The sequence below is a fragment of the Paenibacillus azoreducens genome (assembly GCF_021654775.1).
GTDB classification, from domain to species: Bacteria; Bacillota; Bacilli; order Paenibacillales; family Paenibacillaceae; genus Paenibacillus_AQ; species Paenibacillus_AQ azoreducens.
In genome coordinates this window covers 1,772,045-1,796,484 of record NZ_AP025343.1, presented here as the reverse complement: position 1 = coordinate 1,796,484, position 24,440 = coordinate 1,772,045, and the positions used below count along the sequence as shown (strand labels likewise).

28 protein-coding genes are annotated in these 24,440 nt (G+C 50.4%); 2 read left to right on the top strand and 26 right to left on the bottom strand.

All coding sequences use genetic code 11. The features are described 5' to 3' along the window. Positions 1–49: 49 nt before the first annotated feature. Both L6442_RS07655 and L6442_RS07650 read right to left on the bottom strand, forming a co-directional pair. On the bottom strand, positions 50–1,000 hold the full coding sequence (locus L6442_RS07655; protein ID WP_212977612.1) for a YhcN/YlaJ family sporulation lipoprotein: 951 nt from the start codon (positions 998–1,000) through the stop codon (positions 50–52). A 99-nt stretch (positions 1,001–1,099) separates the two neighbouring features. Beyond that, the gene (locus L6442_RS07650) at positions 1,100–1,669 is read right to left on the bottom strand and encodes a hypothetical protein (protein ID WP_212977611.1); all 570 of its coding nucleotides are present in this window, start codon (positions 1,667–1,669) and stop codon (positions 1,100–1,102) included. Between the two features lie 179 nt (positions 1,670–1,848). On the opposite strand from L6442_RS07650, the gene L6442_RS07645 reads away from it, so the two are divergent. Next, positions 1,849–2,769 carry an NAD-dependent epimerase/dehydratase family protein gene (locus L6442_RS07645; protein WP_212977610.1) on the top strand — a complete coding sequence of 307 codons (921 nt, stop codon included), beginning with the start codon at positions 1,849–1,851 and terminating at the stop codon, positions 2,767–2,769. A gap of 66 nt (positions 2,770–2,835) precedes the next feature. Here the strand turns inward: L6442_RS07645 and L6442_RS07640 are convergent, their stop codons facing one another. From L6442_RS07640 to L6442_RS07630, 3 genes are read right to left on the bottom strand one after another with little or no spacing between them, the layout of a single operon-like run. Beyond that, positions 2,836–3,222 carry a hypothetical protein gene (locus L6442_RS07640; protein WP_212977609.1) on the bottom strand — a complete coding sequence of 129 codons (387 nt, stop codon included), beginning with the start codon at positions 3,220–3,222 and terminating at the stop codon, positions 2,836–2,838. 14 nt (positions 3,223–3,236) lie between these two features. Then, positions 3,237–4,298, bottom strand: coding sequence for a glycosyltransferase family 4 protein (locus L6442_RS07635; protein ID WP_212977608.1), 1,062 nt, complete (start codon positions 4,296–4,298; stop codon positions 3,237–3,239). Between the two features lie 28 nt (positions 4,299–4,326). Further along, positions 4,327–4,662, bottom strand: coding sequence for a hypothetical protein (locus tag L6442_RS07630; RefSeq protein WP_212977607.1), 336 nt, complete (start codon positions 4,660–4,662; stop codon positions 4,327–4,329). A gap of 188 nt (positions 4,663–4,850) precedes the next feature. On the opposite strand from L6442_RS07630, the gene L6442_RS07625 reads away from it, so the two are divergent. Further along, complete coding sequence (locus L6442_RS07625; RefSeq protein WP_212977606.1) at positions 4,851–5,480, top strand: DUF1796 family putative cysteine peptidase; 630 nt, start codon at positions 4,851–4,853, stop codon at positions 5,478–5,480. A gap of 203 nt (positions 5,481–5,683) precedes the next feature. Here L6442_RS07625 and L6442_RS07620 read toward each other — a convergent pair whose 3' ends face one another. The 21 genes from L6442_RS07620 to L6442_RS07520 all read right to left on the bottom strand — a co-directional run bounded on the left by L6442_RS07620 (position 5,684) and on the right by L6442_RS07520 (position 24,259). Next, positions 5,684–5,851 (bottom strand): hypothetical protein, encoded by a 168-nt coding sequence (locus tag L6442_RS07620; RefSeq protein ID WP_212977701.1) that lies wholly within the window; start codon positions 5,849–5,851, stop codon positions 5,684–5,686. 39 nt (positions 5,852–5,890) lie between these two features. After that, positions 5,891–7,111, bottom strand: coding sequence for a glycosyltransferase family 4 protein (locus L6442_RS07615; protein ID WP_212977605.1), 1,221 nt, complete (start codon positions 7,109–7,111; stop codon positions 5,891–5,893). A gap of 323 nt (positions 7,112–7,434) precedes the next feature. Beyond that, positions 7,435–7,872 (bottom strand): hypothetical protein, encoded by a 438-nt coding sequence (locus tag L6442_RS07610; RefSeq protein WP_212977604.1) that lies wholly within the window; start codon positions 7,870–7,872, stop codon positions 7,435–7,437. Between the two features lie 118 nt (positions 7,873–7,990). Beyond that, positions 7,991–8,704, bottom strand: coding sequence for a glycosyltransferase (locus L6442_RS07605; protein WP_212977603.1), 714 nt, complete (start codon positions 8,702–8,704; stop codon positions 7,991–7,993). Further along, on the bottom strand, positions 8,701–9,630 hold the full coding sequence (locus tag L6442_RS07600; protein WP_212977602.1) for an NAD-dependent epimerase/dehydratase family protein: 930 nt from the start codon (positions 9,628–9,630) through the stop codon (positions 8,701–8,703). The genes L6442_RS07605 and L6442_RS07600 overlap by 4 nt, the downstream gene beginning before the upstream one ends. Continuing rightward, positions 9,600–10,439, bottom strand: coding sequence for an SDR family oxidoreductase (locus L6442_RS07595; protein ID WP_212977601.1), 840 nt, complete (start codon positions 10,437–10,439; stop codon positions 9,600–9,602). The genes L6442_RS07600 and L6442_RS07595 overlap by 31 nt, the downstream gene beginning before the upstream one ends. Next, positions 10,439–11,422: a polysaccharide biosynthesis protein gene (locus tag L6442_RS07590; protein ID WP_212977600.1), complete on the bottom strand. Its 984-nt coding sequence runs from the start codon at positions 11,420–11,422 to the stop codon at positions 10,439–10,441. The genes L6442_RS07595 and L6442_RS07590 overlap by 1 nt, the downstream gene beginning before the upstream one ends. Continuing rightward, positions 11,415–12,506, bottom strand: coding sequence for a non-hydrolyzing UDP-N-acetylglucosamine 2-epimerase (gene wecB, locus L6442_RS07585; RefSeq protein ID WP_212977599.1), 1,092 nt, complete (start codon positions 12,504–12,506; stop codon positions 11,415–11,417). The genes L6442_RS07590 and wecB overlap by 8 nt, the downstream gene beginning before the upstream one ends. Positions 12,507–12,519: 13 nt before the next feature. Next, positions 12,520–13,944: a glycosyltransferase family 4 protein gene (locus L6442_RS07580; protein WP_212977598.1), complete on the bottom strand. Its 1,425-nt coding sequence runs from the start codon at positions 13,942–13,944 to the stop codon at positions 12,520–12,522. 142 nt (positions 13,945–14,086) lie between these two features. After that, positions 14,087–15,226: a CgeB family protein gene (locus L6442_RS07575; RefSeq protein WP_212977597.1), complete on the bottom strand. Its 1,140-nt coding sequence runs from the start codon at positions 15,224–15,226 to the stop codon at positions 14,087–14,089. 26 nt (positions 15,227–15,252) lie between these two features. Then, a complete protein-coding gene (locus L6442_RS07570; RefSeq protein WP_212977596.1) occupies positions 15,253–16,335 on the bottom strand; it encodes a CgeB family protein in 1,083 nt (360 codons plus the stop codon). Between the two features lie 403 nt (positions 16,336–16,738). Beyond that, positions 16,739–17,101, bottom strand: coding sequence for a FliH/SctL family protein (locus L6442_RS07565; RefSeq protein ID WP_212977700.1), 363 nt, complete (start codon positions 17,099–17,101; stop codon positions 16,739–16,741). A gap of 26 nt (positions 17,102–17,127) precedes the next feature. Beyond that, complete coding sequence (locus L6442_RS07560; protein ID WP_212977595.1) at positions 17,128–17,400, bottom strand: hypothetical protein; 273 nt, start codon at positions 17,398–17,400, stop codon at positions 17,128–17,130. Next, a complete protein-coding gene (locus L6442_RS07555) occupies positions 17,397–17,738 on the bottom strand; it encodes an alpha-helical endospore appendage domain-containing protein (RefSeq protein ID WP_212977594.1) in 342 nt (113 codons plus the stop codon). Before L6442_RS07555 ends, L6442_RS07560 begins: the two co-directional genes overlap by 4 nt. 30 nt (positions 17,739–17,768) lie before the next feature. Further along, on the bottom strand, positions 17,769–18,056 hold the full coding sequence (locus L6442_RS07550; RefSeq protein ID WP_212977593.1) for a nucleoside-diphosphate sugar epimerase: 288 nt from the start codon (positions 18,054–18,056) through the stop codon (positions 17,769–17,771). A gap of 135 nt (positions 18,057–18,191) precedes the next feature. Further along, entirely contained in the window at positions 18,192–19,574 is a 1,383-nt protein-coding gene (locus tag L6442_RS07545) for a glycosyltransferase family 2 protein (RefSeq protein ID WP_212977592.1), read from the bottom strand. 105 nt (positions 19,575–19,679) lie between these two features. Further along, positions 19,680–20,804, bottom strand: coding sequence for a GT-D fold domain-containing protein (locus L6442_RS07540; RefSeq protein WP_237100262.1), 1,125 nt, complete (start codon positions 20,802–20,804; stop codon positions 19,680–19,682). Next, entirely contained in the window at positions 20,801–21,532 is a 732-nt protein-coding gene (locus L6442_RS07535) for a sugar phosphate nucleotidyltransferase (protein WP_212977591.1), read from the bottom strand. The genes L6442_RS07540 and L6442_RS07535 overlap by 4 nt, the downstream gene beginning before the upstream one ends. 35 nt (positions 21,533–21,567) lie before the next feature. Further along, positions 21,568–22,317 (bottom strand): glycosyltransferase family 2 protein, encoded by a 750-nt coding sequence (locus tag L6442_RS07530; protein ID WP_306436672.1) that lies wholly within the window; start codon positions 22,315–22,317, stop codon positions 21,568–21,570. After that, positions 22,314–23,432 (bottom strand): glycosyltransferase family 2 protein, encoded by a 1,119-nt coding sequence (locus tag L6442_RS07525; protein WP_237100261.1) that lies wholly within the window; start codon positions 23,430–23,432, stop codon positions 22,314–22,316. The genes L6442_RS07530 and L6442_RS07525 overlap by 4 nt, the downstream gene beginning before the upstream one ends. A 5-nt stretch (positions 23,433–23,437) precedes the next feature. Continuing rightward, positions 23,438–24,259, bottom strand: coding sequence for a glycosyltransferase family 2 protein (locus tag L6442_RS07520; RefSeq protein ID WP_212977590.1), 822 nt, complete (start codon positions 24,257–24,259; stop codon positions 23,438–23,440). Positions 24,260–24,440 lie beyond the last annotated feature (181 nt).

Here is a 24,440-nt window from a genome sequence, read left to right as displayed (position 1 = left end):
ATGGCTTTCGAATGAACATCGAAGCCATCTTCTTCTTTGGTTGCAGCCCTTATTGCATTATATGTCTGCCTGCAGGCGTTTTTCCGAGCGGAGCCGATGGAACGTTACCCATTGGGGTTACGCGGTTGTTATATGGAGTTGGAGTTGTAGTCGTATGCATCGGGAAAACTCGCTCGATCATCGTTGAAAGTTCGGATACCATACCGCTGATCGGATGCCCGTTTTTCACATTAGTCGCATAATTATTGACGCGTTGGACAAAATCAGGATTAGCAGATACATACACATGGGTGATGCTTGGGTCGGCTTTTTTAACGACATCCGTTATTTTGTTTTTAACATGCGTATCTACATTGTAATTCTGGGAATAGGTTTGACTGGTGCCTGCAGTTCCCGGTGTCGTTGCATTAAAACCATTGCCTTTGGTAATCGGTGTGCCGGTACTTGTCGTATAACCATGAAAATTGGCACCCGTTCCCGTGCGCGTTGTTCCGGTAATTCCTGACGGCGTGTACAAGCGGCCGTTATTCGGACTTACGGAACTGGTGCTGAAGCTGCTGTTGTTCATGGTGCCGAAGTTTTTGGTGCGAAACTGGCCATGCGTGCCTGTAGCGGTGGTATTCGTTGCGCCATGTTCCAGAGATACGGCTACATAAGCGCTGTTGCCGGCTTTCAGGACATTGGCTGTGCGTACTTCCTTCATCGCAGCCACTTTATTGGCGATATGCTGGGAAGAAGTCACATTGCTCAAGTCATGTCTTGCACTATACGTACCGTAATGTCCGTCCGTATTATACGTCGAGTAACGGTTGCCGTCTCTCAAGGAGTTGACGTTCAGTCTGGTCCCGTCCGTCCGTCCGTCGAGCATTCGCCCGTCATGAACGTTTCTGGTATGGACGTTCGTGTTGGCAGGTTGTTTCGTCGTACAACCGGTCACGCCAACAACGCTGACGAGAAGTGCCGCGGATACGGAAAGCGTAATTACTTTAGATCGCATCATGAGTTCATCCTCCGTTATGAAATGATGTAGTAACATCAATTAGGATGACCGTGTGATCAAGACGCTATGCTGAAAGGATTTGACATCCCGCTGGTTTACCTACTTTTTTGCCGAAGCCTTTATTTGGTCGATAGTCTTTTCGAGAAGCTGCATATCCTTAACAGATACCGGGTAGATTTCGGCTTCTCCGGCAGGGACAATCCAAAAACTTTGTGGATCGTCCGGTGCAACCGCTACGAAATACACTTTTTCATCATTATCAGGTCCGCTAACGATCGTAACTGTGGTATCGATGGCTTCATTTTTTAATGAAGAAGTTTGACGAGGATTTTGTGTTGCCTTAATGAACAAAGCATTCATTTCCGATATGATCGTTTCAGCCTCCTTGCCATTAACCGCATTCCCGTTTAATGTCCATTCATTCCCCTTCGGATTTTCACCTGAACCGGATCGCCTCAGAAGCCACGATGTCCTTTTGCCATCCCATTCGACCGAAACGACCTTCTCTTTGTTAATCCAAACAGTCTCTTCCGTTTCCGGCAACGGCTTGTTTTTATCGGGCAAGGTAATGCCCGGAGCATCGGTTCGGTACGGAAGGACGAAATAAGCCACGCAGCCGATCAAAATGATGCAAATGACAATAATGAATACCGGAGTCCATTTTTTCACTTGTTTTCACCTCTCATAAAAAATATCCGCTTTTATTAACAAGATTACCCCCAAGCCTAAACCTTAACTCCCCGCCTTTAAATATTTGCCGAATTTCCGTCGACATAGGGCAAGGCCTATGCCAATAAAAAACCTTCCACATACAATGGTTCATGACCCATCCTTCAGGAGGTAATGGCATGAAAACAGTTGTAGTAACAGGCGGAGCCGGATTCATCGGCTCTCATCTAGTGCAGCAATTGATTGAGGAGGAAATGCATGTCCACGTGATCGATAATCTGGCTACCGGTTCGGCAGATAAAATCCTCTCAGAAGCGGTTCTGTATGTGGAGGACATCCGCAGTCAGAAGGCGCTTCAAACCATCCTGTCCCTGAAACCGGAAGCGGTGTTTCATTTGGCGGCACAAGCGGATGTTCAACAATCCATACTTTATCCTATGCTGGACATGGAAATCAATGTGTTAGGTACGTTGAATATGCTTGAGGCATGCCGGAAGGCCGGCGTCCGCAAATTTATTTTTGCCTCCACATCCGGAGTATACGGTAATGCGAAAAAGGACTTGCTGGAAGAAACCGATCCTGCCGAACCCATCTCATTTTACGGTCTGTCCAAATTTGCGGCAGAACGATATATCATGCTTTACGGCCAATTGTTTGACCTCGACTGGACCATTCTTCGTTTCGCCAATGTCTATGGTCCTGGACAAACGTCCAAAGGAGAAGGAGGAGTCGTGTCGGTATTCGTGGAACAACTACGAAGGGATGCTCCTTTAACGGTCAACGGAGACGGAAAGCAAACCCGCGATTTTATCTATGTTAAAGATGTTGTTTCGGCAATAGCCGCGGCTCGAAAAAAAGGCAGCCGGGAGATTCTTCATGTCAGCACCGGCATAGCGACTTCCGTCAACCGGCTGGTTGCCCTGCTCGGGCAATACCATGCACGGGATATCCAAACCTTGAACCGCCCTGGCAGAGCCGGAGACATCCACAATAGCTGTTTATCAAATAACCGTATCAAAAGAATCCTGGACTGGGAGCCAAAATTCAGCATAGAAGAAGGTTTAAGGGAAACCTACTTTCGTTTCAAACCGTTATCCTGATACGACTGAAGAGCAAGGCCGATCCGTCAAGGGACACATCGGAGCCGGCCCTTCCCTTCCCGATCATCACGCCGGTGAAGAAACGCTTCCTTCCAATGCATATCCAGTAAGAATAGCCTTCTCCTCGCTGGATCTCACCGTAAGATAAAAATTGCGCATGCCGTCTTCCCCGGTCAGCGAGTAGCGCTCTCTGGTATTTGCTTTGGCGAAGCAGGTTTCCAGCGTCCAGTACAAAACAGGTCCGTTCGGTGTGTCTTTTCTCAAAAAAATCTCGAGCTCTCCGAGATCGCACATCGGTTTAAGCCACGAAATATCAATGTTCAGGCTGACGAGATCGCCTTCGACAATCCCCTCCAACGTAACAGAGGTTAATATGATTTCCTCGGCACCGACAATAAACGGACTAATTGCTCCCTTTTCTGCCTCTTGCCTAATTTTATACTTGAGTATCATCCCCTTTTGCCCCCTTATATTTCATTCAGCATACGAATAAAGTTTAAGCAGTACAAATCCGGATTGAATTCGCTTTGGATCATTCTTTGAGCATTTACGCGGATGTTTTCGCGACGTTCGGTATTTAACATGAGGTCCAATGCCTCCTCGACCGCTTGGGCTACATCACCCAGCATGTAATTCTTTCCCGTTTCGTTATGCCGGACGCATAAAGCCACACCGTCGGAATTCGTAGCCAGTACCGGACATCTGCAGCTCATGGCCTCAAGAACGGATATCGGCCCTCCTTCCACTTTGGATGTTGAGCACATGAATCCGCCGGAATCTCCGATGGATGAATAAAAATACTGCATTTGGGAATGGGCTACATTCGAACGGAGAGTCAGGCGCGGCCGAAGCCCCAGATTGTTGACCATCTGCTCAAACTGCTCCCGTTCACTGGGTTGGGACAGGTTCGAGTCCTCGAACATCCATAATTGAAGCTCAGGAAAGTAGTAAGAAAGCTGATGGCCGATATGAAGGAATTCCCTCCAGTTTTTATTGTCTTCCAGACGTCCCAGCCAGGCGATCACGGGATGTTCCGGTTTGGCTAACGGAAGATAGGTAAAGGACTCGGAATCAAAGCAATTTGGAAAATGAAATTGGGGAATATGAGGGAATAATTCCTGATAAAGAGCTGCAATATGAGGGGTACAAGGATTAAGAAGCGCATCGGCATAACCGTTTACGTTGGGGATAGCTTCCAGGAGTTGTATGCGCGCATTTTCTTTGGAGCCGTAGCCTTGAATTTCAAGTACTAGCTTCCCTGTAAAACCCATCTCCCTGAATCTCGGAAAACTTCTATGCTCTGTCGTCACGACGATCACATCGTAGTTTTCTGCAGCCAGGATTGCCTGGATATCATCGTCGTTATTGGTGATATACATCGGAATTTCATGATTGTTTTGCACCCCCGCCCCCCAGCGGAAATAGAGGCAAGAGGCATGAATCCCGTATTTTTTTAATGCTTTGCAGCGCAGGCGATTGAGCGTATCCACGCCTCCGCTTGGCACATAGAACACAAACAATACTTTCATCTTCGCGCACCTCCCCCCCATCCACGGTTTATAGTGTACGGATCATATCCTCCTGCGAATATAAAGCAATCAGATAACCATGATCCTTGGCTCTGACGATTACCTCGGTGCAAGCATAGTTGTTTATATTGGTTACCAGCACAAGCTGAAAAGGCTCGTATCCCGTCATCATATGATAAACGGGGACGGTGCTGCCCGGACTTAAATGAATGAGCTGCACATAAAACAGCCCCTGGTTCCCATAACCATGAACGAGCATCTCAAAGCCATCGCTTCCGCTATTGGTGACCTCTATATCCACGGATTCAATATAACGGCAGTCGATTGTGGCAAAAGGAGCCGATTCGAGTCGAAATATGGACATAATCCATCCTCCTGATATCAAGTCTTAGCATATCGTATGCTTTTCAGGGCCAATGGTAAGGGCATGTGGCTTTGGCCTTAAACCTAAATATGGTTGAATTAAACAGGCATACACGCGAGCCTTCGCTCCACCGCATTTACTATATTGTGTCAGATTCAAAACCTTAATTGAAAGGTAGGTTCAAGACTATGCGAATCGCGGATCTAAAAGGAACGTACGATGCCATTTTCAGCCTGGGCGATTTATGCCTGGCTGCAATGCAGCTCGAAAAGTTTGACCTGCGACCTTATGCGGGTCCGCTTGATTGGATGTCTACTTACAATTTGGCTGACGTGAACCGGCTGCTCCGAAACCGTTTTGCCAAATTTATGGACTACGAGAACCTGGTTGTTGAAAAACAGCTCAGCGACAAGCTCTATTTGGTAAAGGAAACCTTTTATAATTTTCTGTCCAACCACGACTTTTTCACCCACAACAATTTTCCGCCCCATCTTGCAGCATACCCGGAAATCAAAGCAAAATATGACCGCCGGGTACAGCGCTTTATGGAGAAAATGGCGTCCAGCCGCAGCATTCTGTTTATCCGGACTGAAGGATCATTCGAACATGCGCGGGAGCTTCAGGAGGTTCTCTCTGACCTTGTGGAGCATGATTTCAAAATCCTGCTGATCAATCATGCCGCCGTTCCATCATTGGTCGAGGCCGATTGGCCGTTTGAAAAAGTTTGTTCGATTCTGATGCCGAACGATGAAAAGTGGGACGGGAATGACCATCTGTGGGCTGAGATCTTCAATGGAATTCGATTGAGCGAAGGCTAACGAAAGACCCGGCTACATAACAGCCAACCGCGTTATGTAGCCGGGCCTTTTATTTACATATCAGATTCCGGGGTCCCTACAAAGTAATCGGAATAAGCTTCAAAGGCTACACGTCACTCAGTATTTTTGCTCCGCAAAGCGCCCCCTCTTCGAGAGTCGTCGGAATTCTTTCCGATACTCTTTGTGGGGTTATTTGGGCATGCTTAATCGAAATTCAATACTTTCATATCGGGAAGTTTATAATCCTGGGGCAATCGCTCAAAAATCCGGTTCCACTCCGCATAGTCCACAAGCAAATCGATATGAGATGTTTGCACCGTAAAAATCCGGTTGTACAGATCGCTAATCACCATAAAAGGATCTCCTGGCACAGTATTACCTCCCCTCCGCTTTTCTGCTATTTCTATAGCTCAAATTCTTGCCCCCACCTTTGCGTATGCATTTAGGAGTTTTTCAATCATCTGATCCATCGACCAATGCTCCCGGGCAAAGTTGGCAGCATTGCGCCCGAGCATCAGCCTGAATTGGTCGTTTTCAAGTAGTAAATGGAGATGACGCGCAAGCGTTAATGGATCTCTAACCGGAGAAACCAGCCCCGTAATACCATGTTCAACCATCTCCGGAAGACCTCCGGCATTCGAAACGCATGCGGGAAGTCCGGCAATCTGCGCCTCCATCACGGAGAAGGGCTGATTATCCTGGATGCATGAATGCACGAATATGTCGGATTGCATGAGAAGCGCCGGAACGTCGTGACGTTCACCCATAAAAACCACATCGTTCTGCAAGGAAAGCCCTGCGGTCTGCTGCTGCAGCTCCTCGCGCTTCTCCCCTTCCCCGACGATCCAGCATACCCAGTCATCACGCATATACTTCAGCATGCCAAGCGCCGAAATCAGCACGTCAATCCCTTTCACGGAAGCAAGTCTGGCAGGAACAATGATAACCTTCTTGCCCGGGGGCTTTTGTACATCGGTTCCTTTCTGCGCATTTTGCCAGAATGGTTCGGATTCCAGTCCGTACGGAAAGACCTCAATCCGATGTTCCGAAATACCGAAACCATGCACAAGCGTGTTTTTTTGCCATTGGGTGGAGGTGATCGTCAACTGTCCCGAAGAAGCGCCGTGATATTCGATCGACTTAAAATATTTCCATGCCGGCGAATGCTCTTGAATCCCAAGCTGCGGATTCTGGCGGAAGTGGTTATGAAGCTCCAGGCTGACCGACCCGTGAACCTGAGCGACCAGCGGGACGTGTGCAGGTTTGACCCGCTCCAATGCTCTTGCGGCAAAAATATCCTGCGTGTGGATAACATCATATCCGCCAAGACCGAAATAAGCAGCAGACAGTTCCATGAAATATCGGTCTTCTTCATATGAATAGATGAGCGGGTCTTGATGTAATTCAGGGGCATGATCTGCCGCCAGTTTGGCTGAAATTAAAGGACGCAAAACAGTTTTGGACATCTCCTGTCCGCGGTTAACGATGTGAAATTTGGAGTAATCCGGGCTGTTGCCAAGCAGATCCACCTGATGTCCCATGGCTTCCAGCCTTTGCTGGATTTGCAGCATGTATTTCCATACCCCGCCGACATGGGGAATAAGCCAATAAGTTGCCAGTAATATTTTCATGCCTGCTCCTTTCCATGGTCCGGCACGGCCGGATTCATTACGGGTATCCATCATTACCCAGACACTATACTATATTGAAAAAAAGCCAGGCAGGACACGACTTTTGCACCCTTTTTTAAGCTTAATTGCAGTATCAAGCCGTTATAGATTAATAGAAATCCAAAGTACGCCCCATTATAGAAAAAGACCGGGTAAGAGTATGTGTTGCCCTCTACCCGGCCTTTTTGCAGCATGCAGACAATAAGGGAAGACCCAAAAGGGCCTTCCCCAGCGGTTAAAACAACTTTCTAAACATCCTGTTGGCCTCAGTCCATTCGCTCGAATTAGTCGGAGTAAGCTACTGCTTCGAAGCTTTCTGGACCGACACGGTTAGGAATAACGGCCAATCCGGAAGGTATGCTGACAAAAGCCTGGTAGACGACGAATCCCGGGTTTGTTAATAACAAATCGATTCCCGTCACGGTCAAGACATTGGTAGTTAACAGAAGTGTTCCTACAGGCATGGTCTCTGTAGCGGAATAAATTAGCGTCGATACTCCTCCAACCACTCTGAAAATTGTCACAGTTACTGGCACAAGAATGGCAACGACTGCGCTTAAAGTGACGGTTGCCGTGAAGTGAACGGAAAGATTGGGTCCGGCTGCGGCTGTGTTCAGACCAAGTGTACCAAAGAGTTCAGGAGTTGCGCTTGCAGGAATGGAAACCGCTCCTGCTGTTGAAACGTTCTGAGATATCTGGCTATCGATTAATCGGTTTGGCATAATTTTTTCCCTCCTTTCATCCATAGAATATGCGAGGGTTCCACATCTCGTATGGACGAACTCTCTCCTTCATTGACACAAAAATGATAGGTTTTGAGAGAGCGGAGGATCTTTGGGTTTATTTCATAAGATCAACGATGCGCCCGAGTGCAGTCCGTATGCGTTCCTGTGTCCCCGCATATTCGTGGCGAATGGCTTCCTGATGACGCAAGGTGCCCATCGAATCATGCCAGCGGTAGCCCACAAGAGGCTCATCCAGATAAGGAAATGAAATGCCTGCTTGTATTACCCTGGCCCAGAATTCCAAATCATGGGTGTACGGGAGGGTTTCATCAAACAAACCGATATGGCAGAACAGTTCCTTTTTCATCATAACCGTACACCCGTTCACAGGATTTGCGTTTAGAAATAAGCGATAAAAATCAGCCATGTTATTGAATACGCAGCCTGCACGGTATTTAACGATTTTACTTTGCGCATTAATATTATTGAAATTGGTATGGGATATCAGCGCGTTTTGTTCTTGCATAAACAGTACCTGATTGTTAATTTTATCGCGGTAGAACACATCGTCAGAGCTTAACCATGCGATATATTCCCCCGAAGCGTGACGGATTCCGTGGTTTAGGGCGGTGGCTGTGCCGCCGTTGGCTTTCCCCAGATAATGAATATAACGCTTGTATGGTGCCAGACGGTCGGTATGCTTCGTTGAACCGTCGTCAACGACGATGATCTCGATAGGCTTATAGGATTGCGACAAGGCGCTCCGAACCGCCTGATTCACGTAAGGATCATTAAAAAATGGGATAACGATCGTGACGAGTGGTCTCATGTCCTTCCACCTTTCTGCAAACGGCAGTATTCCAAAACGTCCCGAAGCGATGTTTCAAGCGGTATTTCCGGTTTCCATCCGAGCGCGGCCAAAGGTTCGCAAGGCTGTACGGCAAGGGGAGCGAAGGCCCCTTCCTCTTTCCCCCATTCAAGCGGAGCCATGCTGCCTGCGATGCTCATCATGGTAGCCACGATTTCTTCAAGTGTATGCGAAGTTCCCGAAGTGACTCTAACGGTTTGCCCGGGGGTTCCTTTTTTCAACAGAAGATCGTAGGCTTTTACGGCATCCCTCACATCCAGGAAATCCCGAAGGGCCGTACGCGAGGATACTTTGAATGTTTCTATTTTTCCTTCAAGTTCATAAGCCGCAATATGGCGGGCCAGCAGTGCGCAAAAACCCGTCGAAGGCCCGGGGCCAATGAGATTCGACGGTTCTGCAAGGATAACGTTCTGGCCGAATAAGCCAGCCCACGACAAAGCTGCCGCTTTTTGCAGGCTTTTGCTGAGATTGTAAGGATGGGGAGGCTGAAAAGGAGGCGTGAGCGGAGAAACCAGCATGGAACCGGCAATGACGATTCTGCAGGAAGGGAACGAGCGGAGCGAATCCAGAAGATAGATGGTGGGCAGAACGTTGGTTTCAAGGTACATCAACGGGTTCTCCCAGGATTCGGGGACCGAATTCTTTCCTCCCAGATGCAGGGCAAAATCCGGAGCAACCGTTTGAATGAGTTCCCTGAGCTTTGTTTTATCCAATAAGTCGCATTCGTAATACCGGATCCCATCAGGCGCGGCCTCTGCGGGAAGATTCCTGACCACCGCGGCCACCTGCATGTCTTGTTCGGCAAAATACCGGCAGGCATGGCTGCCGGTAAAACCTGAAGCGCCGGTAATCAAAATCACAGGCTTGCGGGAGGTTGGTCCATCCATCTTTTCAGCTCCTTCAGCATGTCGCGATAATGGGGGACGGCATAATCTACATCGATTCGGGTTGAAACCAACGTCCGATCCTGCACCGGCTGATCGGCGGGGACCACCGTCACTTGTTCCACGCCCCAAATCTCCTTAAAGAGCAGCAGCAGATCATGCTTGCTGATCGGTTCGGGATAAGCGAGATGGATTAGCCCCGATACCGGCGAGATCATCAACTGGTCAATGGCCTTGGCCAATTCCAGCGTAGTCACCCCGTTCCACATGACGCGGCGGTATCCGGCGACGGTTCCCTTCTGGGACATAAACCAATGCATGAGCCCAATACCTTGATTTCGGATTTCCGGACCAATAATGGAGGTGCGTATCGTCAAATGTCCCTGCGCCCGTACTTCGCCCAGCGCTTTGGTCATGGCATAAGCGCTGGTTCCGTCCGGTTTGTCGTCTTCCTCATACTTTCCTCTGGTTCCTTCAAACACGCAATCGGTACTAATATGAATCAACCGAGCGCCGAGCAGGTCGGCGCCGCGGCGCAGCCGATGCGGCAGAAAACCGTTGATATGATACGCATTGATCCGGTCTTCTTCCGCAAAATGATTCAAAACTCCGATCGCATTGATGATAACGTCCGGTCTGACGATTTCCAGCAGTCTGTCAACCATGCTTGTATCGGAGGCATCAAGGAATAGTCCCCCGGGGCTGCGTTGTTCCCGGGTTGAGTAAAATACCTGGTGTTTTCCTTGACGCCGGAAATAATCGACCAGTACATGGCCTGCCATCCCGTTTCCGCCAAGAATAAGCAGCTTCATTACAGGAACCCTCCGCGCTGGAGAATTTTCTTGATCTCCTCTTTGCTCATCAAATGGTGATTGGAACTGAAACTGCTGAACGATACCGGTTCGTAGCGGCTGTAATGCTCCTTGAGCTCTGGCATATGAAGCGTAGGCAGAATGACGAGATACTCCTCGTCATAAACAACCGTCGTCATGCTTTCATAATCGCTCATCAGAATTTCATGGATTTTCTCCCCAGGGCGGATGCCCGATTCCACGATGCTTACATTATCTTTGCCGGAAGCCTCGATCAGCACTTCGGCCAAATCCACGATTCTGCAGGCTGGCATCGTCATGACGAAGATTTCCCCGCCGTAACTCTCCTCCACGGCTTTGAACAGCAGTTTGATCGCATCGCGCAGCGTCAAGAAAAACCGCGTCATTTCCATATCCGTAATCTGCACTTGACCCTTCGCCCGGATCTGGTCTTTGAATACATGCACCACGGAACCATTTGTTCCCAGTACATTACCGCCGCGGACGGTAACAAAGCGGGTCTCGCTGTGCAGCAGGTTCGCGTATACGATCAGCTTCTCCCCGATGGCTTTCGTCATGCCGTAGAAGTTCGAAGGATTAGCCGCCTTGTCGGTCGAAATATAAAATACTTTTTTCACCTTGTTATCGATGGCTGCCTCGATTACGTTTTGGGTTCCGATTACATTGGTTTTAAGTGCTTCGTACGGCTGATCCTCACATACCGGCACATGTTTCAGCGCTGCGAGGTGAAACACGTAATCAACTCCCTGGCAAGCGGCGATCAAGGCTTCCTTGTCCCGGATGTCGCCAATCCGAAAGCTTAGATGTTTGTTTTCGAATTGCCGGCTCATGGCTACCTGGGAAGATTCATTGCGGGAGAAGACGATCACCTCCCTCGGCCCTTGGGTCAGCAGCTGCGAAACCAGTTCGTAGCCCCAGGACCCGGTCCCCCCGGTCACCAAAATACGCTTATTTTCAAACATGAATTTTCCCTCCAAGCAGAAATTTTACAACCTTATCCGAGACGTTCTCCGCCAAATAACCATCAGGACATACCCATTCACTGGGCAAACTGAGCATCAGGTCTGCCGCGCGGGCGATCGCCTTGGATTCCAGGCCCGATACGATATTGCTGCCGCAGTCTATGGTTTCCGGACGTTCGGTCGTTTCCCTCATCGTTACGGTCGGAACCTGCATGATACAGCATTCTTCCTGAACCGTTCCGCTGTCGGTCAGCGCGCAGCAGGCATGCCGTTCCAGCATGACGAAGTCGAAAAATCCAAACGGCTCGTGGAATTCTACCAACGGATGCACGGTCAGATCTTTGAGTCCCGAAATGCGGGAGGCCGTGCGCGGATGAATGCTGCAAATCATCCGCCGCCCGTACTTTTCGGCGATCAGATTCAAACCTTCCACGATCTGCCGCAAACGTTCCGGATGATCCACGTTTTCCGCACGGTGGGCCGTGACCAGAAAATATTGCTTCGGCTTCAGAGCGAGGCTGTTCAGAATGCCGCTCTCTGTAATGGACTTCTCATAATGATTCATCACTTCGTAAATCGGATTTCCGGTCAGCACGATGCGGGAACTGGGATAACCCTCCGCCAGCAGATGCTTCTTGCTCTGTTCCGTATAAGGCATATTAATTGATGAGATCGTGTCGATGACCCTGCGGTTCTTCTCCTCGGGGACCCCCAAATCAAAACAGCGGTTACCTGCTTCCATATGAATCACAGGATATCCGAGCCTTTCGGCAAGTACCGCGCACAGCGCACTGTTGGTATCGCCGAGCAGGAGAACCTTATCCGGTTTTTCTTTATCGAGAATGCTCTCCATTTGAAGAAACATGGATGACAGCTGCCCCCCAAGCGGAGCAGCGGCGTCCTGCAAAATGTAATCCGGTGAGCGCAAGCCCATCTGCTTAAAAAAAATCCCGCTCAGCCTTTCTGCAAAATTCTGGCCGGTATGAACAAGCACATGTCGCTCCGCATACCGGTCCAACTTTGGGAGAATAAGGCTGAGTCGGATAATTTCAGGCCGAGTGCCTAAAATCGTCATGATTCTCATAGCATCCACTCTCCTATTTTCTTCTGGTTGATTTGGAGCGACGTTTGAAACGCCTGCCTGCTCCCGCCTTTCTTTTTTTTCGGCGGCTTCCGAGTGATGAAGCGGACACTTGGCTCCAGGCCGATTTTCCATGCCTTCGTTTCCTTCTTGTTTTTCTCTTTGGCCGGGCATGTAAGCGTTTCGGGGATGGCAAGGGCGTTGGCATGGATTCCTTACTCGCATTTAGGCTGCGGGATATGGCTCCGCTCATCCAAACAGGATAGCTCTGCTGCAGTTCAAGAATAAAAGCTTGAATCTTCTGGCGATAAACATCCATGCCGTACACGGCCTTCGCTGTGATCGCGTTCCTGTTTCCCGTATTCTTCAACAGCGAGGGGGTATTCAGCAGTTCGGATACCTTGGCCGCAAGCGCAGCATGGTCGCCAACGGGTACGACGAAATACCCGTTCCCCGTATTCCTCATCAGTTCCCCTAATCCTCCGGAGTCAAAGGACACGACCGGTTTGCCGCAGAGCATGCCTTCAAGGGCAGTCATACCGAAACCTTCCTGTACAATGCTTGGAACGACTAGAATATCCATCGCGCTGTATGCCGTGTGCACCGATTCCACAAAAGGTACGAACCGGAAGCGGGTTCCGTAACCGGAGGCGTTCACTTCAGATATGCAGCGATCATGATACGCCTGATCCGCCGGGTTTCCGATGACGGCAAACTGGCAATCCGGGTGAGATTCGGCCAAAATGCGCGCCATGCCGATAAATTCGAGCAGCCCTTTTTCCGGTTGGATAAAAGAAGAGATGTAACCGATGCAGAAGTGGGAGTCCTTCAGGTGAAGTACCTTGCGGTATTCGTTTCGGATCAGCATCTGTGCAGGACGGAGCAGCTTATTGTCTGCGGACGGAGGAATAAGAAAGATTGGTTTGGAGACGGCTTCGCGGAAGATCCGGGCCGACGCCTCAGAGATGGCGATCAGGCAATCGCTGTACTTCTCTACCACGGACATGACAGACGCCGTGTACCCGGTTGCCGTCATAATCTCGGTAATTTTCCAAAGAACTGGTATGCCTAGCGTTTTTGCCGCCATTGCGGGCAAGACATTGACAATGGTATTGGTCAAAACGATATCTGGCGCGGTTTCTTGGATGCAATGGACGACGGATGCGAAGTCCGGTTGGTTCCGGAGTTCCTCCGCTTCTTGTTCCAGCCGTTCGCCGGGTTGATACATGCCAAATAACAAGGGGTAGGGTTGGATTCGTACCGTAATGCCCTGTTTTCGCGCGTAGGCTGTCAATTTGCCTTCATACGGAGCCACCAGGATACATTCCAAAAAAGGGGTTAATTGAAGGCAGAACAACAGAAGGAGCTTTTCGGCCCCCGTAATGCTGGCCGTATTGCTGACATGGGAGAATAACATGAGTCTGGGCTTATACGTTCTCATCGATATGGACCGCTGCAATAAAGCACAGGGTACGATTCACACCTCCTTTCACCCAAGCAATACAATATATTAAAAGTCAATCTGTACCGGCACGACATATGCTCCCCTCCATATGACCAAAAACGACCGGAAGCTATTAGGGTCAAGCGAAAATAACGGACAGCATTTGGTTCAGCCGATGGCCATAGGTATGCTCGCGCAGCGTCCGCTCAAGAGCGCCCAAAGCGATGTCTCTGCGTTCTTTTTCATGAGTCAGATAGTATTCGATCTTGTCAATAAGTTCTGCCGGAGAACTGTATGTCTCGATTTCCCTGCCTGGCGTGTAGAATTTGGCTAGGTCGCTGCGGTTATCGCTGAGCTGTAGGGTCCCGCAGGCGGAGATTTCAAAGGTCCTCGGATTCGGGGATGCGGCAGGTATTTTGGTCGTATTGTTATTGAAGGAATCATCTTCGTGGGAGCGATGGAGATTGATGACGATCTTGGAAGCGGAATAGGCCTCGGCCGTTTGCTCCGGCTCCATCCATTTATTCACCTCAATCCGATCTTCGTAGGCGGCATAGCTGGGCAAACGATCCCACCAGATACCGTTGATGATGGTATTATGCTGCATCAAACGATCCATGATCGGATTCAGGAAATCGATACGGTTCCAGTACGCTGAACCGATGAAGCTGACTTCCCGGCGCTGAACGGATGGCATTCCTATCGGTTTAAAATGCCCCGGATAAGCCGCGAATGGCAAATGATAAACCCGGGGGCAGCCGAGCTGCTGATAAATCGGTATGCATTCGGATTCAAGCGTAAATACGTAATCGTAATGACTGACATTTCCCATGGTCATATCGGTATAATAAGGATCATCCGTCAGCCAGACGGCTGTTTTGAATCCCTGCTGGCGAATGATATCCAGCTGACTGTTTGGTACGAACATACCGTCCAGTACCAGAACTAGATCCGGCATGACTTGATAAACGGCTTCGCTAGTCAGCTGTCCAGGCTCAATGACGGTCAGCTGTGCTACCAACCCTTGCAACGTGGAGGAAATGGCCTCATCGATCGGGGAATATGGGAATCCCTTTCCCGAGGCGACGTACAGGATATGAAGCGGACGAAAAGGGAATGTTGCGGAATGAGTTTTGAAGATATAATCGGCACGTCCTTTCAAATATCCTTCTTCGTATCCTCCCAGGTAGCCAGCTTTGCGTCCTTGCGTCCGTGCTTCTTCAACCGGACTTACCCGCACGGGTTGCACGACTCTGTTCCGGCGTTTGATGGTTGACATGTGGTAACCCGCTCCTTTTCTTTTTTTTAAACAAGCTCCAGCAATTCTTTCATTCTTGAAACGAAGGTATGCTCCTTGCGCGTAGTCCACAAGCCGCGCCATGCTATCTTGAGCCGCTCATCCTCATGTTCCAGGTAATAACTGATCTTTTCCTGCAGTTCTGTGACTGAACCGAAAGTGACGATGTCATAGCCCGGTCTGTAGTGCAAATTCGTATCCTCACGAACGTCCGTAATCTGAAGAGTCCCGCAGGCATTGATCTCATAAGTGCGGGGATTGATGGATTTGGCTCTGACCTGATGGATGTTCCGGTTGTCCTGCCCATACTCGTCCGGACGGTGAATATTAATGACGATTTTGGCTCCGTTGTAATAATTGACGGTATCCTCCGGCGGAATAAAACCCATATGAAGCGAACGGCTGAGCTTTTCGGTTTGGGTGAGCCTTTCCCAAAATCCTCCGGCAATCAGCACGCTCTTATCCGCCAGAAACGGAGCCATTTCATCAAATATTGCCACCCTGTTCCAGAATGCATTACCGATAAAACAAATATCGTACAAATGCTCGGGTCCCGGACGCTGCGGCTTAAACATATTCGTATTAACGGCCAACGGCAAATAATGCACCCTTGAAGCCCCATGCTCGCGGTAAAACGGAACGCATCCCAATTCATGGGTGAACACGATGTCGTATCCGGTGCACATCCGGGCCGTATCTTCCGTAAAATACGGATCGTCAACGAACCAAACTGCCGTTGGGATGCCTATCTCGCGAATTTTCCCAACGTCCTCCAGATGGTTTTCGGGAAATACATGCAGCCCGTTCATAACAAAAACCAGATCGGGTCGTTCCTTTTCAGCCATCTTGAGCATGTTTGGGGCTTCCACCACGATGCATTCCCTGACCAAGCTGCGGAGCGCCTCGGACACTCCCTGATCAATAGCGTGAAAGCCCTGTAGAACATACAGTATTTTCATATCCCGGAAACGGGGCTGCGGTAATGGCACGCGTTGTTCCACGGCCCGACATATGCCCAGTCTATAGCCGTCCCCGTAACCTTTACGGTAACTTTCGCTGATTTCTGCCACTTTTCTTCCCTCCCACAGCATTCACCCAGCCTGCCTTGATTAAAAACAAGAAAAGGACTTCTCTTGCGCTGGCATATTGCCAGGATTCTATAATCATAAATATATGCGGAAGAGACACTTGCATCATGGACGGCAGCCTCTCAAGGAGGAAATTGGCTCATGTCATGCTTTTGCGCGGCAAAATCCCCCCGCAAAGAGTATCGGAAAGAAGTAAGGGCGCCTCTCAAAGAGGGGCGCTTTTGCGGAGCAAAAGTACTGAGTGGAGCTATGCTTCGATTGCTTATTCCCATTCCTTTGCGGGGACCCCCAAAAAACTTATAAATTCTATACTGCCAAAAAAGCCTTCAACTTCATGGTTTCTCCATGAAGTTGAAGGCTTGACTGTTCCCATCCCGGGTTTTCTATGATCTTTCGGATCATTTCCTCATTTCGATTGATATGCCAATTGATGCCCATCCTCGTATCCTTTGGCAAATCCTGCATTGAACCCTTCGTTGTAGGCCTCATCATATCCTTCATTATAAGCGGTATCCGGGGATTGAGGCGGTTTGATCTGCTCTACCGGAACCGGCAGCACCGGCTGAACCCATCTGCGCTTGCGGTTTTTTCGGATGACTCTGAGCCGTTTCACCCGTTTTGTTCCACCCTTGACGGGGCGAAGGGGCCGTTTGACCTTTTGCGAGCCGATCTTTTTGCTTCTCTTCAATCGGGTCTTGCGGTTAAGAAGAGGCTTATGCCTCCGGGTATTGAATTTTGCTGACCCGGAAACACGTTTCTTGGTCTTCATCCGTTATTCCTCCTGTACTTCGGTCATCATGTATGCGGCAGTCGGGATACATTTAACCAGGGCGGCGCAGGAATGCCGCTGCGTGGATGGCATAACGTGATTCCCTGCAGCATCTCGCACATCGTGGCCTGATACTGCGTAAGAAGGCGGATATTTTCCTTCAGATTCCGGGCGGACAGTTCAGAATGGGAGGATATATCCGCAATGCTGCCAAGAATCCGGGCAAGAGCTTGCTGGCTTTGCGCAATCGATGCGATTAGTGCAAGCTTGGTTTCCTGCTCTTTGAGGAGCAAAGTCATTTGCCGATATCCCCTAAATCAAAGCCAGAGCCAAACATGCCGTCATCCTCGGAAAGCCCGCCGCTCTCTTCCTGAACCAGCACCGCTTTTAGATTACTGCAGAGTCCGTTTTCAAGCTTGGTAAGTCCCTCAAGCAGCTCAATGATTTGCTCGTGAATCTGAAGCGGTTCCTTAAGTTGTTCATTATGCGTTTGAAAAGCATCGACGGTCAAATGGTTTATTGCCCAATTCCTGACTTTTTCCGCCTCGACCGCTTTGGCTTCCAAAATCATGGCGATGCTCCATTGCATTTTGGAAGCAGCGTCCAGCATATGCAAAAAGGCTTGTTCCCTGCTCATCTGCAGCCCCCTCCAATATCAACTTTCCATTTACTCTTCCTCATTGATTCCAAGCTCTTTCACAACATGATTCAGAGTTTCCGCGAGCGCTTCCTCCAGATCTGCGATCCCCCCCAGATAGGCGACGATGTTTTTATTGATTTGCCCGGAGCTCTCGATGATTCCGCTAACGCCATCAAATTCAGGGTCAGAATCCGGCAGATCATGTATAATCTGGGACATCCGGACCGCCATATGGCGTTCGGCTTCCAGAACTCTGGCCATCTGTTGGTGGGAATGCGACATATGGGTTATAATTTCATCAATTTTGTTCTGCATTGGTCAACTCCTCCTGTTGATGTTCCGCCAAAAGCTGCGAAAGTCCGCCCCGCCCGTTCCGCTTCTGCCTGCTATATATCCTATGCCGTCAGCCCACATACAGTTCCCGGAACTGCCTGCGGGTAGGCAATTTTATTACAGAACGGGATTCTGCAGTATCGGCGGGGCAATCACCGGCAGCCCCCGGGGAACGGATTGAAGCAATTCCTCAGGGAGATTCGTGATGATCCTTTCCTTCAAGTTCCACCGCTCAAGCGCAAAATCTGAAACAAATGGGCGGATCATGTCTTTTCCCCATTGATAAACGGTCCCGTCCCCGCTGCGAAATAGTTGCCCGTCAGCCGGTTGACCATTTGAATTCACGGACAGCCTCATCATCTCTTCCCACGTCATTTCATTCGCTGCCGTGGGGATGCTGCGGATATCCAGTCTGGACAGCAGCACCGGCTCGATCCCTTCCTGTTCCTCCAAACCGCTGTACGGATATTTGCAGCCATGATAAAGCAAAAATCTTTGCTCTCCTTGATCCCGGATCAACACATGGGAAGGGAAAAAGTCGGCGGACGTTCCGGCCCGGCCGATGTGAGTGCCGTTTCTGAAAAGTAAACCGCTTTGCCGAACCTCATTCACCCAACTATGGGGATCCCCCCATTTTTTCGTATAATACTGCTCGTTCTGGCTATGAATCTCTTCAAATTGCTCCTGACCCAGCTTCTTCATGCTGACGCTGCCAAAATGATGAATAAACGAATCCCCGGCGATGACAAGCTTTAATCCACGGAGCCGGAGCCGGATCATCCAATCCTCGTCCTCGTAATTCCCGATCCGGAATCCTTCGTCGAAATAACCGATGTTCTTCAGCAGTTCCCGCCGGAAAAGAAGGCAGAACCCGACAAGCCGATCGGTTACCTTCCATTTGCTTTTATCCGGCTTGCCTCGGACAGCGGCATATTCCCACATCTCATCTACCGTATCGTAGGGAACATCAATTTGCTGTTCTCCGCTGATATAATTCGTTGCCGGACCAACAACCCCGATCATAGGATCGCTCAGCAGACATTGCATCATATGGGTGAGCCAGCCCGGGGTTACCAGCGTGTCGTTATTCAAGATGACGATGGTATCTCCTTTGGCCATCATGAGGCCTTGATTGACGCCGCCAGCAAATCCTTTGTTCGCCTCAAGCAGCGCAAAGCGCAGTTGTCCGGCTCTTTTTTCAAGATAAGAAGCGGTGCCATCCGTCGAGCCGTTATCCACTACGATGATTTCATAAGGCTCGGTCGTATGAGTCTCGATGCTCTCAATGCAGCGTGCCAAATAATCCACCTGATTGTAGCTGGGAATAACGATGCTCGTGCCGTGGAAAGGCTGGCCGAATGTCTCCCTGCCCCTGGCAACCCCCTGCTCGTATCCCCGCTCGTAACCTAGCCGATAGCGTATGCCCGCATCGGTTATGAGGTTACTTTCCATGTGATGGTAATCCTGATTCGCAGGCTTTCGCATCTTTGTTCTTCTCAAATTCAACCCTCCCTGCCTATGAAGAACCTGAAGCTGGATATGAAAACCTGTGGCTGACGCATACCGTAGGTTTTTGCAAAATTTCCGATTTGAAAAGAAGAATGACTAATTGTATGAAAGTTCGCCCGAAACCAGCTTATTGGCTAAATGCCCAAAATCAATCGCCGTTTTTCCAAGCTCCCCCGCTATTCTCTGACAGATCACTACGGCAGGAATGCCACTGGCTACAAGCGCTATATCAAAAGGATATTCGGCCGCTTCAGCAAGAACGCGGGGAATATCTGCAAACCCGTTCACAGGGGTTATGCTCCCGATTGTCTCTACGGAGGACGCCGAAAGCACTTCACCCAGTTGCCGGGCAAAATTGCCGATTGTAAGCACCCTTCTGTTTCGCAGGAGCTGCTGAAGCAGCCCTTGCTCATGCAGAGCATAATTGATGGTGGAAATGGTGAAAAGAAGAGGCTCGTACGCGATGCCATAATAACGCAAAATCGGGAACAGCAGGCCCTGATAGGTAGGAAGCCGCGAGGACGGAATTCCGATGATATCCGCGCCGCGTACCGCTGCGGCAAGCTGGCTGCGGGCGTTGTAATCAGGCAAGGTCAGGCCTGCTAACGGAAGGAAAGGCCCTGCCGCCTTAGCTTGTTCCAATGGAAGGACCGTATCATGCGCCAAAGCTAGCAGTTCGCCGTCTCCCAAGCGCACAACCGAAAGCGGCCGTTTTTCACTCAGCGACTCCGCGAGACGCCGATAAACTTCGTCCGGACGGAGAAGATTCTTCAGCCTTGGCAAGTACTGCATCAAACCTGCTGCCATAACCTCCCTTGCAGATACCTCGGGCAGAACCGTGTAAGGGGGCAGAAGCGAGCCCATTTCCTCTTCCGCGCCCACCGTGCTGCCCGCCCTGTATCCTACGTCAAAGCCTTCCTTATAGGAATCTGTCCGTGTCTGCCCGCCGTCTGATGGTTGGATATGGGCTGCGGGCCCTTCTTCTGTAATCCGGTGATCTTCCGGCAATTGTCCCTTCATCCCGGGCAGTGCAGGAAGGATATTGCGGCGGCGGTCAGCATGACTTCTTGAAGATCCGCGCTCACGCCATCGGGATCTCATCCGCGTCGGCCCTGCGGCCGTACGACCACGCCTTGCTTTCGGTTTTCTTCCCGTTCTTACGGCAACAGCCTTCTTCCGGTATGGAACGAAGGCTGCAGTCTTCTGGGGTGGCCGTGTCATGGGAACATCCCCTTCATCCGCCGGCCAGCTTCCTGAAGTGATTCGAAGGTGCCTGCGTCAATCCACCATTTTTGGAGAATATCATATTCCAGTTTGCCCTGCCCTGCATAGACGTTATTGACATCCGTGATTTCAAGCTCCCCCCGTTCCGAGGGCCTGATCTGCGAAATGATATCAAAAACCGCCGTATCGTACATATATATTCCGGTAACGCAATAAGAGGACTTGGGGACCGCAGGCTTTTCCTCGATTGTCGTAATCAGCCCCTGCTGTTTTTCATCAAAAACAGGCACCCCGTAACGTCTGGCATCATTCACATGCTTCAAAAGCACTTTGGCTGTTCCTTCCGGCTGCAGTTCATAGCTGCTGACGAAAGGAGTCAAATCATCCATAAACAAATTGTCGCCTAACAAAACGACAAAGCGCTCTCCATCAGCCACAAACCCGCGGGCGAGCCCCAGCGCCTCCGCAATGCCGCCTGCCTCTTCCTGAATCCGGTATGCTATGTTAACGCCAAATTCCATACCGCTGCCCAAAAATCCCGCGTACAAACCGGAAAACTGCTTGCCGATGACGATGATGATGTCGGTGATTCCCGCCTTTCGCAGCCTGTCGATGCCGTAGACAATCATGGGGTACTTCCCTACAGGAAGCAAATGCTTATTGATCAGCCGGGTCAGCGGATACATCCTTGTTCCTGTCCCGCCTGCCAAAACGATGCCTTTCACTGCACTTCTCCTCCTTCGGGTTTGTTTTACATCTCTTAGATATATTCGCGCGGATCAAAATTCCATTTATTCATGAACAAACGATAATTTCTTTCGATTAGTGCCTGCAGTTCTTCCGGCCGTGATCGTTCGAAGCTTGCGCTTCCCTTGTGATGAACGAGCACATCGCTGCATATCAGGAGCCTGAAACCTGCGATCCTGGCGCGGTGGCAGTAATCATCATCTTCATAATGCCCGGGGGAGTAAGCTTCGTCCAGGTATCCGATCCGGCTCACAACCTCTCTTTTGATCAGCATACACATACCGATGATCCGCTTAGCCTCGATCCAGCGTCCGGTATCCGAGCGGTTATTCGCTGCGGCAATTTTCTGGAAATCAGACAGATCGCTGTAGGCCACCTCCACCTTCTGCCTGCCGCTTGCTTCATTTGTCACGGGTCCGGCCAAACCGATGTTTTCGCTGCTATCCACGGCAGCAAGTAAATTCGTCAGCCAGTTCCGCGTCACGGTCACATCGTTGTTAAGCAGAAGAAGATAGTCTCCTCTCGCTGCCTTCATGCCAAGATTACATGCCTTGGGAAATCCTTCATTGGCAGGCAGGGAAATAAAGGGAATTCCTTCGCGGATGCAGTACGCATCCGTTCTATCCGTTGATGCATTATCCACTACGATAATTTCATACGGAACTTCGGTATATTTTCGGATGGCTTCGATACATGAGGCCAACATATCCAACCCGTTAAAAGTCGGGATAATGATGCTGGTCAATCCCGGCTGCCGCATCATATGGCATTTCTCCGCATGGCGACATCCTTGCGGGATAAGTAGCCCGCCGGACCAATGGCTCCGCGCCGCTCGAATATTTCCTGCAAGGCCTCCGCATGATCTCCGATAATCATTCCCGCTACCGCATTGCTTCTGCCGACATTATCTCGTCGCTTTCTGTTGCTGGAGAAGACGTCAACGGCATGTACGGCCTTAACCAGGTAACCTCCCAGAATCGCCATGACCTGCGCTTTCGGGGGGACGGTCAGATGCACCGGATTCAGTTCCCTGAGCAAACGTCCCGAAAGCGCATGCGGGACAGCCGTCATGGAATTCGCCCCTAAATCGCTGCGCCCTAATACCATGTTCAAAAAGCTTTTGCAATGAGTCACCTCATCCTGATGCACGAACATCGGTAAATACCCGTTCAGGTCATTCAAGGCCACATCGCAGTCACCATCCACCGCATATAAAAAAGGAGCCAGATCTTCTGCCTGAATTACCAAATCCCCGTCGCAGAACAGAATGTTGTCCGCTCCGGCAAGTCTGGCGCCAATGCTTCTTCCAACGTCATGCCCGAGCGGTTCCGGATGGTAAACGACCGTTACCAGCCGATGGCCCCGGGAGAGCGCATAGCTGTTGTCGCGGCAGCCGTTCAGAACGACGATAATTTCCCGCAGCGGCAGCCGTTCCAGCTCGTTCAGCATCGCGTCAATGCTGTCTTCTTCGCTGCTTGCGCAGACGACCGCAGCAGCGCTCCCCCGCAGCAGAAGCGGTATTCCATGCTCACGGCGGCCTAAAGCGTTGGCATATCCCCGACAAAAGGCCGTTGACAAGCGCTTCATGCGATCGTATTCCGGCCTCTGACGTAGATTAGCGTTCATCCATTCCACAAATGATTGCTGAAGTTTGGATTCGTAGAAGTGCAGCTTGGAATCCTCCGCTTCCGTCCGCGCCATGCTTCCAGCCTTCCATCCGGCGTTTAACGCGCCGCGAAGCAGGGATTCCCTGTTCCCCTTTGGGGCGGCATAAGAACGCCGTTTTATTTTGAAAAGAGTTTTTTTCCTTTTTATGTTCATGATCGGCTGCCGGTTTATGCGCCTTTTTTGGCCTGCCACTTTTTTTCTGCCGTTCATTTTTGTCACCTTCCCACCCTGTTTCTGTCCCGGCCCAGGTCGCTAAATCCGGCGCGAGGATCCGTTTGGGACAAATACCACGCGAGTGCCTGCAGATGGTCGTTAATCACTACCTGCGATAGCAGATCCCTGCCGTTTAATTTGCTTCTGCGCCGGTTCAGCCTGCCGACAGGCACCTCATGGACGGCCTCCACCTTCAGGCCGGACCTGATGGCTATGGCCTGAGCAAGCGGAGGAACGGAAAGATTGGCGGTTCCAATGATATCGGCTGCTCGGCGGCTGATCGCATGCGGAACCGCAGTCAGCGAAGCCCCCGAAAGATCGGGACGCTTAAGCGTTGAATTCAGCGTATGCTTGGCTAAAACCACAGGATGCACCTGACGGAGGCGAACCAGGCCGCGATACCTGTTCAGCGCCACGTCGGTTCCGTTCAATACCGCATTCAGAAAAGGGCGCAGATGCTCATGCCCAACCTTCATATCCGCATCCACAAACAGCAGCGCTTGCCCTGACGCCGCTTCGGCGCCGACGGTCCGACCTGCGTCATGGCCAAGCGGCTGCTCAAACTGCAGTACCTTAGCTCCCATTGCTGCCGCAATTTCCGCCGTTCGGTCGGTGCAGCCGTTGGCCACGACGATCACTTCGCATGCCTCGTGGACCCGCCGGGCTTCACGAATGACATGGCCAATCGTCTTTTGCTCATTCATCGCGGGGATAATGACCGAAACGACCGGATGTTCACAGCTTTTGCGTCTCAAAAGGCGTACTTTGCCGCTTCTTTTTCTTCCCCTCTGCAGATGGCGTTTTTGTGCGGTTGGTTTGCGCATGCGGACATACTCCCCCTGTTCCAGCTGCTGATATTTCCTTGAGTATCGTATGCTTCCATGAATGGGGTGGAAGCGGCGTTTGTGCATGAAATTCAGTATCCTGCGGGGAACTCGGGTTCAATCGATCGTAACCATTCAGGAACTTTTTGCACGGAACGCAAAAACGGGCCGTCAAGGATGA